Source organism: Vibrio sp. M260118 (assembly GCF_036533755.1).
In the GTDB taxonomy this organism is placed as follows: Bacteria; Pseudomonadota; Gammaproteobacteria; order Enterobacterales; family Vibrionaceae; genus Vibrio.
This window is the reverse complement of record NZ_JATABG010000123.1, coordinates 1-9,220: the sequence shown is the minus strand read 5'-3', so window position 1 is coordinate 9,220 and position 9,220 is coordinate 1. Positions and strand designations below refer to the sequence as shown.

Below are 9,220 nucleotides of genomic sequence, written 5' to 3'. Positions count from 1 at the left end.
ACTCTATACCGAGGCCCTGGCCGGCACCATTGGTCGTGGCACAAACGCTAGCCAAGATATGGAACTGGCGAACTGGCTATCAAACGATGCCAAAAATCTTAATGAAAACCAGTATGTGGTTGATGACATCATTGAGCGTTTGTCACCCTACTCTGAGCACGTGGAAGTGGAGCAAGAAGCGCGTTTAGTTCGCTTACGTAAGGTTCAGCATCTCAAGCGCAGTATTCATGCCCAGTTGCACAAGGGAATCAACGGCGTTCAACTATTGAGCGCACTTCAACCTACCGCCGCAGTCGCAGGGCTACCACGTGAAGAATCAATGGCCTTTATTCAGCAAAATGAATCTTTTGCTCGTGGTTGGTATGCAGGCTCTATGGGTTTTATTAGCCAGCAACGCGCTGAGTTTTGCGTTGCCATTCGCAGTGCCTTGGTGCTTAACGATAAAGTGCAGCTGTTCGCGGGCGCGGGGATTGTCCCAGGTTCGGTTGCTGAGCATGAGTGGCAAGAACTGGATAAGAAAATGTCGACACTATTGTCACTGTTTTCTGACAACCCACCATTAGGGGTTGCGTCTTAACATGAGCGCTCATCCAATTGAACAAGCCGTGATTAACCGTATTTGGTGTCAAATCATCTTCGAGGAGCTGTCACGTTTTGGCGTCACCGATGTGTGCATTGCGCCCGGCTCTCGTTCAACACCTTTGACGCTAGAGGCCGATGAAAACTCGGCTCTCACTCTACATACTCATTTTGATGAGCGCGGACTCGGCTTTCTTGCGCTTGGCCTTGCTAAAGCGAGCCATAAGCCTGTCGCTATTGTCGTGACGTCGGGTACTGCGGTAGCCAATCTACTTCCGGCGATTGCAGAAGCTAAGCTAACCGGAGAAAAATTGGTGGTACTGACTGCTGATCGCCCTGTTGAGTTGGTTGGGTGTGGCGCAAATCAAGCTATCGAGCAAGCGGGGATCTTTTCTAGTCATGTGACTGGGTCGCTTGAACTACCAAGCCCATCGTTACAAACGCCGTTAAAATGGCTTCTGACGTCCTTAGATAATCTGATGTTTAGCCAAGCGAGCACTGGATCAGCAGTACATATCAACTGCCCCTTCCCAGAGCCACTATACGGTCAGCAACCAAAGTCACTGTACCAAGAGTACATAGATTCTGTGTCTAGCTGGTGGCAAAGCTCGCAGACCTATACTCACCAACTAATTAACCCCGCAGCGCCAGCTAATCAGTTTAGTGAATTTGCTGCCAAGAAAGGTGTGATTGTATTGGGCAGCGTTACCTTGCGTGAAGCACACCTGGCACAAGTATTGGCAGATAAATTGGGGTGGCCGCTACTTAGCGATCCTCAGTCAGGGGTAACGTCAGCTTGGGCACATTATGATTTATGGCTGCAAAACAGTGCTCGCTCGGAACTGCTTAATCAGTGTGAACTGGTACTACAAATTGGCTCTCGAATTATCTCTAAACGGGTCAACCAATGGCTCACTGCTCAGGTCGAACAACGCGGCGCAGAGTATCATTATCTTTCTCCACAGGCGCAGAGAAACAATCAAACTCATCTGATCCAAACTCACCACATTGCAGATATCGAGCATTGGTTGCAAAGCTTTACAGAGGCGATGCCGTCACTGGTGGATACTCAATCCGGTTGGGCTAACGACCTTATAGAACTGTCACAGCTGGTCGCTAATCTAGCTACACTGCATCTCAATACAAACTCGCCTTTGGATGAGATAGAGCTTGCTCTAAACATCAATCAATTACCCAGACAGACACAGCTGTTTTTAGGCAATAGCTTGTTTGTGCGCTTGGTGGATATGTTTAGCAGCCTCGATAGCTATCAAGTGTTTAGTAATCGCGGTGCGTCAGGGATTGATGGTTTGATTGCCACAGCGACTGGTGTAGTACGCGCGAATTCAGCGCCAACGGCTATTTTTATCGGTGATACTTCGTTGTTGTACGATATTAATTCATTGGCACTGCTTACTCATCAAACTACGCCTGTGGTGATTGTCGTTACTAACAATGATGGCGGGGCGATATTTGATCTCTTGCCTGTCCCAGAGCAGCAAAAACAATCACTCTATCAGATGCCCCACGGCTATGATTTTGAGTTCGCCGCTAAACAGTTCAAACTCAGTTACTATAAGCCAGAGACTTTAGCTGACTACAATCAGCGAGTGAACGATCATCTAACCTCAGGGCAGGGTGCAATATTGATTGAATTGCAAACACCCCCTGAGCAAGCCTCTTCGCAACTAAAAGAATTTATTCAACAAATCCATGCTTTATAGTCACGTCAACTCATCTGCTAACCAAGCCCGCCCAACACTGGTATTTTTGCATGGTCTGTTGGGCTCTGGTCTAGATTGGCGAGAGTTGATCGCTCAGCTGCCTGATTATCACTCCATTGTGATTGACCTCCCCGGACATGGTTTCAGTGGCTTAGAATTTTGTTGCAATTTTAGGCACAGCTGCGATCAAATATCTGACACTCTTCTCACCCAAGTAGCACCACATCAGCCTATAGTATTGGTTGGTTATTCGATGGGTGGTCGAATTGCGATGTCAGGCGTCGCGAACGGCTATTTTTCATCCTTGAATATTCGCGCGTTGATCGTTGAGGGAGGCCACTTTGGCTTAACCAGTGAAGCAGATAAGCAACAGAGACTCAGCAATGATCGCCAATGGGCACAGCGATTTCGCACTGAGCCTATTGAGCAGGTATTGAGCGACTGGTATCAGCAGCCGGTGTTTAGTTCGCTAAATCATGCGCAAAGACAAACAATGATTGATAAGCGCAGTGCTAATCTAGGTTCATCTGTTGCGAATATGCTTGAGGCCACCTCCCTCGCGAAGCAAGATTATTTACTCGAACATCTGAAGTCTTCAGGTGTTACAACACACTATATATGTGGCGAAAAAGACAATAAGTTTAGTCAGTTGGCCGAACAAAGCGGTTTGTCTTTTAGTCAGGTTTTGCAAGCTGGGCACAACGTCCATGTTGAGCACCCCCAAGCTTTTGCAAACATTGTTAAAGCTCAGCTGAGCGCCATTAATGGCGAGTAAGCAGAGTCACTAAGTTGATAAATTAGGAATCACCATGGCAAAAACAGTCGGTATCTCAGAAGAAGAACTATACGCACCAGTTAACTGGAATGACTGCACCGGTGAATATGAAGATATTCAGTACCACAAATCACAAGATGGTATCGCTAAGATCACCATAGCTCGTCCTCAAGTTCGTAATGCATTTCGCCCACAAACCGTTAAAGAGATGATCAATGCTCTGGCAGACGCACGTTACGATGAAAGTGTTGGCGTGATTATTCTTACTGGCTTAGGTGAGAAGGCATTCTGCTCAGGCGGTGACCAAAAGATTCGCGGTGACTACGGCGGCTACCAAGATGACTCTGGTACGCATCATCTAAACGTTCTTGATTTCCAACGCCAAATTCGTACTTGTCCAAAACCAGTCATCGCCGCTGTCGCTGGCTGGGCTGTTGGTGGTGGTCACGTTCTACACATGATGTGTGATTTAACTATTGCAGCTGAGAACGCGCAATTTGGTCAGACAGGGCCGAAAGTGGGCTCATTTGATGGTGGTTGGGGCGCGTCTTACATGGCTCGTATCGTTGGTCAGAAAAAGGCTCGTGAAATCTGGTTCCTATGTCGTTTCTACGACGCACAAGAAGCGTTGGATATGGGTCTAGTCAACACTGTCGTTTCTGTTGAAGAGCTAGAGAAAGAGACGGTTCGTTGGTGTCGTGAAACTCTGCAACATAGCCCAATGGCACTACGCTGCCTGAAAGCTGCGTTGAATGCGGACTGTGATGGTCAAGCAGGTCTGCAAGAGCTAGCAGGTAATGCAACCATGATGTTCTACATGACAGAGGAAGGGCAGGAGGGTCGTAACGCATTCAACGAGAAGCGTCGTCCGGACTTTCAAAAATTCCCACGCAACCCCTAAGTTGTCATAGCTTTCGTCGCCAGAATACCGATAGCGGTGTCGAAGATGCTCATCTATGCTTATAGACTCCGCGTCTTCTCCTACCTATCAGCATTCTGGCTTAGAAACCTATCTACAACTTGTCTATTATCTATTAATTGAAAAAGGGGTATTGCTATGAGATCAGCCAAACTGTATCGCTATGAATTGCCGATGGACAGTGGCGTGATTCTGCGTGAACAAAGGTTAAAGCAGCGTGAAGGCTTTGTGGTTGAGCTAAATCTTGACGGTGAAGTGGGGAGAGGGGAAGTTGCGCCTCTGCCGGGCTTTAGTGTTGAGACGATGGATGATGTTTACTCTCAACTGATTGAGCAGTTGGGAATGTGGAGCCAAGGGCAAGCGTTCGATTTTGATGAACTCTACCCGTCGGTAGCTTTTGGTTTGTCTATCGCTGAGCTAGAGCTCAGTGGTGAACTTCCACAGCAAGGCTGTTTTCAAGCTGCGCCGTTATGCTCTGGTGACCCAGACGAGCTTCTGCCTAAGCTGAATGCAATGCCGGGAGAGAAAGTTGCCAAAATCAAAGTCGGCCTTTATGAGCCGATCCGTGATGGCATGTTGGTAAGTTTGTTTTTAGAGTCGATTCCAGATCTTACTCTGCGTTTAGATGCTAACCGTGCTTGGACAGCAGAAAAGGCACAGCAGTTCGCGAAGAAAGTTGCCCCATCACTTCGTGGCCGGATTTCTTTTATTGAAGAACCTTGCCAAGCACCGGGTGACAGCTTTTCATTCGCGATTGACACAGGTATTGCGATTGCGTGGGATGAAACACTTCAGCATGCAATTCGCAAAGAAGATTTCAGGTTAGAAGATCTCAATGGAGCGAAAGCGGTAGTAATCAAGCCGACTCTAATTGGCTCGGTTAAGCGCTGTGTTGAGTTGATTGAGAAAGCTAAGTCACTGGGTATTAAAGCTGTGGTCAGCTCTAGTATTGAATCAAGCTTAGGTTTAACTCAGTTAGCGAGACTGGCGTATTGGCAACTGCCAGACGAAGTGCCGGGATTGGATACTGTAGGTCTTTTTGCTCAGCAACTTGAGGTCGAGTGGCCGGGCTGTGAGCTTCCTGTCGTTCGCCTAGCGGATCAGGCGTTGATTTGGCAATCGTGATGAGCCAGATTTCTCCTCTACGTCAGTGGGCTCAATCGAGCCCATCTTTATATGCCCTGCATACACCAAGCAGAAGCTACACCTGGAGCGAACTTGAACAGGCAGTTAGCCAGTTAGCGCTATCACTAAAGAGACAAGGTATTCAGCCAGGTAATGTATTGACTTGTGTGGGGAAAAATAGCCCAGAGATTGTCATGGTCTACCTCGCTTGTCTCGAACTAGGTGCGGTTTGTGCAGTGATCATGCCGCAAACCGAAGCTGAAATTAACCAAAAGTTGATGACTGTATATGGCGATCTAACCGAGGCCAAAATTTGGGTTTGCGATAAGGTTCCACAGCTTGCTGCGATGAGTAATGTGTCACTCAAGCCCATTAATGCTGGGTTAGCCACGAATGAGTTTGACCTAGATATATTAGCGTCAATTATCTTTACCTCTGGTTCTACAGGAGCGGCCAAAGCGGTCGCTCACACTTCGCGACAGCACTTGGCTTCTGCTCAGGGTTTGTTACAGCGTTTTTGTTTTACGCAGCAGGATACTTGGCTGCTTAGTTTGCCTATGTATCATGTTTCAGGGTTGGCGATTGTTTACCGTTGGTTACAGCAAGGCTCAACACTGAAAATAGGTGTTGGCGATCTCGCTGAAGATATACAAGGGGTAACCCATGCCTCTCTAGTTGCCACTCAACTAAAGCGACTGATAGAAGCCGATATAAAGCTAGAACTTACTCATGTTTTGCTTGGAGGCAGTCATGTGCCTTTAGAGTTAAGTCAGCAAGCTGCTAAGCTTGGGATTGAAACTTGGCTAGGCTATGGCATGACGGAAGCCGCATCGACAGTTACTGCAAAGTGTATTGATAGACGTTACACCGCGGGGCCGGTTTTGCCCAAACGCAAGCTGCGCCTTGATGGACAGAGAATCTATATTGGTGGAGAAACGTTAGCGAGTGGTTATTTCTATCAAGGGGGCTTACTACCACTGACCGAAGATGGTTGGTTTGATAGTAAAGACTTAGGGGAGATGGACGGGCAAGAACTGAAAATCATTGGTCGTGCCGATAACTTGTTTATTTCTGGTGGCGAAAACATTCACTGCGAAGAAATTGAAATGGTGCTTAACCAACTCGAAGGCATCGCCCAGTCATTTGTGATTCCTGTTGATGACCCAGAATATGGTCACAGACCCGTTGCTGTGATTCACACTAACGCTGCGCTCTCTAAACGGGAAATTGAAGCGCACCTGACAGGTAAGTTAACTCGCCTGAAACACCCAACAAAGTACTATCTCCTACCTAGTGCTCTGATAAATAATGGAATTAAAGTCTCACGTAAAAAGGTACAGCAATGGCTATGTGAGCACTTGGTAGATAATAATGCTAACCAAGGGTTGCAATAGTCGCTAAACTTGATATTTGTTACCCTATTATAATAAAAAGCGTGATTGATGAGTTCAAAGTCAGGATAAAAGGTATAGGAAAAGGATACTTAGCTGCGTATGAATAGTTTTTCTCTTAAGTTTCATAGTGATAGTCAGCTAAAAGAGCAACTGAATGTCGTCGATGAAATCTATACTCGGCCACTAATCCAACTGTTTTCCGATCAACCTAAAGATGTGGTTGTTCAATACTATCGACAGATTAAAGCACGTTGGCCAGAGTCTGTGGTTATTGGTAGCAGTGCTGGACACACTATTCATCAAGGCATGATCGTTAAAGGTGCCTCGTCGATAGTCGTGACTCAGTTCGAACAGGCTGAATTTACTACCGCCACAACCCCTGTCACAGACTCGCATGAAATGACATCTCAGAATTTGCGTGATGCCCTTAATATCCAGGATGATACCAAGCTGATTGTCTGTTTTGGTGACAGGATAGGGGCTCATGATTCTGATCTGTTTGGTGCGTTTTGCAGCGACCATGTTCCGGTGGTTGGTGGTGCAACAGTAGTTACAGAGCAAGGTCGTTGGGCAATGCTCGAAGGCGAATTTTATCGGTCTACATTGGTCGCTGTGGCAATTAATGCGGTAAATCTGTCGGTATGGCAGAAGTCGTATAACGCTTGGAATCCTGTTGGGCAGACGTTCGTCGTGACCAAGGTTCAAGGTAATCGATTACTGGAACTAAATGATCTGCCGGTTGGTCAAATCTATCGTCGCTACCTCGCCGATGGTAATGATTTTTCAGATGATATGTTACATGGCTTCCCTTTGCTTAAAGGGGAGCAGCAGGCTCAGGATATCTACAATCCACGAAAATTGTACGACGACCAAAGTATAGAATTCGATAGGGCGTTGGCCACGGGTGATCAAGTGCGTTTTTGTTATGACCACCCAGAATTGACTATTCAGCAGGTTCAGCAGGGAGCCTATAACCTTGCGAAACATCAACCTGACAATGTGTTTATTTATAATTGTACGTCGCGCTTAGATTTTATTGAAGGCAATGAGGAGCTTGCTCCCCTTCAATTGGTTGCAGACTGCTACGGCTTTTACTGCATGGGTGAGTTATATAAAAATGATACCCAGCAATCTATGCTCCATCACAGCATGACCTTGATTGCGATGCGAGAAGGGGAACCAAAACAAGAGGTTAAATACCCTAAGCTCTATATCACTTCGCCAATCTCTCCGCTGTTTTCGATGATTCGCAACTCGTTTGTTGACCTAGAAAGTTACAATCAGTCGATGCAGTCGCAAATAGACAGTCAAGCGAAGGCGTTAGTGACAAGCTATTTAACCGATAGTCGCACTGGCTTGCCGAATCGTACTGTCTTGCTTGAAGATATCTCGGGCATGGAGTTGGATGATTGCTTACTCGATATAAAAATTAACAATTTAACCGATATCAACGAAAAGTATGGCTATTCGATTGGTGATAATGTTCTATTGTTACTGACTCAGTTCCTTAAACAAAAAATAGAAGAAAGGCTAACTAAAGACACCAAGCTATATGCGATTGGTGTCGGCGAGTGGGCACTGATCTTTAAAAGGACGCTTTCAAGCACGGAACTGTATAAAGAATTTGAAACATTGATAGAACAAGTGGAGTCGCAAGATTTTAAGAACCAATCTTTCTTAGAAAGTGCCCACCTAGCGATTTCAGTCACGGTAGGCATTGCAGAGAAGAAAGAGTTCTTGGTTTGCTCTTCTGAAGCCTTTTTGTTTAAAGCTATTGAAGCCAGAAGATATGCTATGAACTCGAATCGACACTTCTGCAATGCGAGTGACTTGATTCATAAAGAGCAGCAGCGTCGTGAGCGTTTAGAGAAGCTATCTATTGCCAATCATGCTATCCAACACAAAAATGTGCTGCCTTATGTTCAGCCCATCTTTGATGCGAGAACTAAGGCGTTGGCGAGTTATGAGTGTTTGGGCCGTTTGACTCACAATCAACAAGTGCTATCTCCGGGCTACTTTCTGCCTTTGATTCAAGATACTCGGCTTTACACCAAGTTCAGCCAAACCATGATATCGAACAGTTTTGATTTAATGGCAAATAGGCAAGAGAACTTCACGCTTAACTTGTCGCATCAAGACATGCTCGATGACAATACCCTATCTCTCCTTGAAACACGGGTTCGTCAACTGGAAATACCGCAACGAGCCGGGTTTGAAATTGTCGAATCTGAAAAAATTGATGATTTCTCACGGATGATCGAGGTTTGCAATCACTTTAGGGGCTTCGGCGTGACGATCATTGTTGATGATTTTGGCTCGGGATACTCTAATCTAGATGAAATTATCCAGCTTAAACCCGACATCATTAAGCTCGATGGTAGCTTGATTCGTCACATCGACAGTGATGCTAAACAGCGCAAAATCACCGCCCAGATGGTTCAGTTGTGTAAAGCACTGGATGCTGAAGTGGTGGCGGAGTTCATTCATAGCCAACAGGTTTGCGATGTTGCTGTGGATATGGGGGTTGATTACCTGCAAGGATTCTATCTTGGTGAACCCGTCGAGCTGAAGTGATGCTTGATGCCAAACAGCAACGACAACTTAGTTAATTTGGAAATTTCATAGTCCAAATATGAATTTAGTTTTCTTATAACCCTAATTCATAATATCGCCAGATGAATATGGATTAGGGTATAAGGATGAT

At 46.0% G+C, this 9,220-nt stretch carries 7 protein-coding genes; all 7 read left to right on the top strand.

From position 1 onward, the window contains the following. A partial coding sequence (locus QTO00_RS09360; RefSeq protein WP_331424490.1) for an isochorismate synthase occupies positions 1 to 577 on the top strand: 577 nt, incomplete at its 5' end. Position 578: 1 nt separating this feature from the next. Then, complete coding sequence (gene menD, locus QTO00_RS09355) at positions 579 to 2,303, top strand: 2-succinyl-5-enolpyruvyl-6-hydroxy-3-cyclohexene-1-carboxylic-acid synthase (RefSeq protein WP_331424488.1); 1,725 nt, start codon at positions 579 to 581, stop codon at positions 2,301 to 2,303. Beyond that, a complete protein-coding gene (gene menH / locus QTO00_RS09350) occupies positions 2,293 to 3,078 on the top strand; it encodes a 2-succinyl-6-hydroxy-2,4-cyclohexadiene-1-carboxylate synthase (RefSeq protein WP_331424487.1) in 786 nt (261 codons plus the stop codon). The genes menD and menH overlap by 11 nt, the downstream gene beginning before the upstream one ends. Before the next feature lie 34 nt (positions 3,079 to 3,112). After that, positions 3,113 to 3,979, top strand: a complete 867-nt coding sequence (gene menB / locus QTO00_RS09345) for a 1,4-dihydroxy-2-naphthoyl-CoA synthase (RefSeq protein ID WP_331424486.1) — start codon at positions 3,113 to 3,115, stop codon at positions 3,977 to 3,979. 156 nt (positions 3,980 to 4,135) lie between these two features. Next, positions 4,136 to 5,122 (top strand): o-succinylbenzoate synthase, encoded by a 987-nt coding sequence (gene menC / locus QTO00_RS09340; RefSeq protein ID WP_331424485.1) that lies wholly within the window; start codon positions 4,136 to 4,138, stop codon positions 5,120 to 5,122. Then, positions 5,122 to 6,516, top strand: a complete 1,395-nt coding sequence (gene menE / locus QTO00_RS09335) for an o-succinylbenzoate--CoA ligase (protein WP_331424484.1) — start codon at positions 5,122 to 5,124, stop codon at positions 6,514 to 6,516. The genes menC and menE overlap by 1 nt, the downstream gene beginning before the upstream one ends. Positions 6,517 to 6,615: 99 nt before the next feature. Then, positions 6,616 to 9,090 (top strand): bifunctional diguanylate cyclase/phosphodiesterase, encoded by a 2,475-nt coding sequence (locus QTO00_RS09330; RefSeq protein ID WP_331424483.1) that lies wholly within the window; start codon positions 6,616 to 6,618, stop codon positions 9,088 to 9,090. The last annotated feature ends 130 nt before the right edge of the window (positions 9,091 to 9,220 follow it).

Bases quoted from the DNA above. Each gene is read 5' to 3' on its own strand.
- menD (WP_331424488.1), top strand. From the start codon at position 579: ATGAGCGCTCATCCAATTGAACAAGCCGTGATTAACCGTATTTGGTGT.
- menH (WP_331424487.1), top strand. From the start codon at position 2,293: ATGCTTTATAGTCACGTCAACTCATCTGCTAACCAAGCCCGCCCAACA.
- menB (WP_331424486.1), top strand. From the start codon at position 3,113: ATGGCAAAAACAGTCGGTATCTCAGAAGAAGAACTATACGCACCAGTT.
- menC (WP_331424485.1), top strand. From the start codon at position 4,136: ATGAGATCAGCCAAACTGTATCGCTATGAATTGCCGATGGACAGTGGC.
- menE (WP_331424484.1), top strand. From the start codon at position 5,122: ATGAGCCAGATTTCTCCTCTACGTCAGTGGGCTCAATCGAGCCCATCT.
- QTO00_RS09330 (WP_331424483.1), top strand. From the start codon at position 6,616: ATGAATAGTTTTTCTCTTAAGTTTCATAGTGATAGTCAGCTAAAAGAG.